Origin of the sequence: Lactobacillus sp. N54.MGS-719 (assembly GCF_000980505.1) — a bacterium.
In the GTDB taxonomy this organism is placed as follows: Bacteria; Bacillota; Bacilli; order Lactobacillales; family Lactobacillaceae; genus Lactobacillus; species Lactobacillus amylovorus.
In genome coordinates this window covers 1-1,418 of the sequence record NZ_LARO01000102.1, presented here as the reverse complement: position 1 = coordinate 1,418, position 1,418 = coordinate 1, and the positions used below count along the sequence as shown (strand labels likewise).

Below are 1,418 nucleotides of genomic sequence, written 5' to 3'. Positions count from 1 at the left end.
CCATAGATGTTTTTGTGGTTATTAACATTCTATCAAACAGGTCCAAATGGACTTTTTATTTTCTATCAAGTGTTCAATTTAATTTTACAATCGGCGAATGATTAATATATACAATATCAAGCCAAACCATCTCATCAAAGTCGGCTTCATTTCTACGCGTTACTTGCCAAAGTCCAGTACACCCAGGCATAATTAAGAGACGCTGTTTATCATAGTTAGTATATTCTGCAACTTCAGAAGGAAGAGGTGGACGTGGTCCCACTAATGACATATCACCAATTAGAACGTTATATAATTGTGGTAACTCATCTAAGCTATATTTACGAATCATATGTCCAATTCTAGTAATTCTTGGATCATCTTTAATCTTAAACATGGCCCCATTGACTTCATTTTGATCTTCTAATTCATCCAGCATCTTATCTGCATTAACAACCATGGAACGAAACTTCCACATCTTAAATGGCTTTTCATTCTTACCAATTCGCTCTTGCGAATAAAATGCTGGACCACCATCTTCATGTCTAATTCTAATAATTAGATACAAAAATAATGGTGATAGAAGAACTAATCCTATCGCACTAGCCACGATATCAAATAATCGCTTAATTGTGTGATAAAAAGGTCGATTATAAACCTTTTTTGGATTAACTTTCAGTCTTTCCATTACCATCATTTTTCCTCTTACCCTCAATGTCATATATTTATAGTACTTTTTTGTAAAATAAACACACTTTTTTAGCCAATATAGCACAAATATTCAGCTGATGGCACAAATCTGCAGATTTGCAAATTAAAATAGCCAAAATTTTTTCTTTTTGCCAAGTGGTCGCCAATCTAGTTGCACATTGTCCCCATTTACAAATGCGCGAGCATTATCTTGATACTGCTGAGCAAGATCACTCCCAAACTCCTTGCTCAACTTTTTTAATGCTTCACTATATTGGTATTGCCTTTTTGGCAAATCGTGCGCATCCGAAGCAAAACAGGCACATTGGCCTGCTTCGATAAACTTGCGTGACATTTCTTCAATTTTCTTGCCAAAAGTTCCCATGTAAGAACTAGCAGTAATTTGAACTAGACAACCTTGTTCAATTAATTCTTGCAAGATATGTGGTTCTTTTAAAATCCTACTATTACGCTCAGGGTGCACCACAATTGGCGTGATGCCGCGCTGTTGAATGCTAAAGATCATATCTTTAGCATAAGTCGGTACATCATCACTTGGAAACTCCAATAACATGTATTGTCCCTCTTCATCTAAGAAGAGGATGTCATCATTATCAAGTGCATCAGGTAAATCACCTGAGATTCGCACTTCTTGCCCAGGAAATACTGTTAATGGAATCTTTGCCTCATCAAGCATATCTTGAAAGTTCTCAGTTAACCGAATCACATCATCTTTGTGATTAAGATAT

At 35.8% G+C, this 1,418-nt stretch carries 2 protein-coding genes; both read right to left on the bottom strand.

Annotated features, from left to right (window positions below):
• Positions 1-73: 73 nt before the first annotated feature.
• Entirely contained in the window at positions 74-673 is a 600-nt protein-coding gene (locus WS44_RS09275) for a sugar transferase (protein ID WP_046434095.1), read from the bottom strand.
• A 120-nt stretch (positions 674-793) separates the two neighbouring features.
• Positions 794-1,418 (bottom strand): CpsB/CapC family capsule biosynthesis tyrosine phosphatase (locus tag WS44_RS09270; RefSeq protein ID WP_046434094.1); only part of this gene is annotated, 625 nt, incomplete at its 5' end.

Excerpts from the sequence above, each read along its gene's own strand:
- WS44_RS09275 (WP_046434095.1), bottom strand. The coding sequence starts at position 673 with ATGGTAATGGAAAGACTGAAAGTTAATCCAAAAAAGGTTTATAATCGA.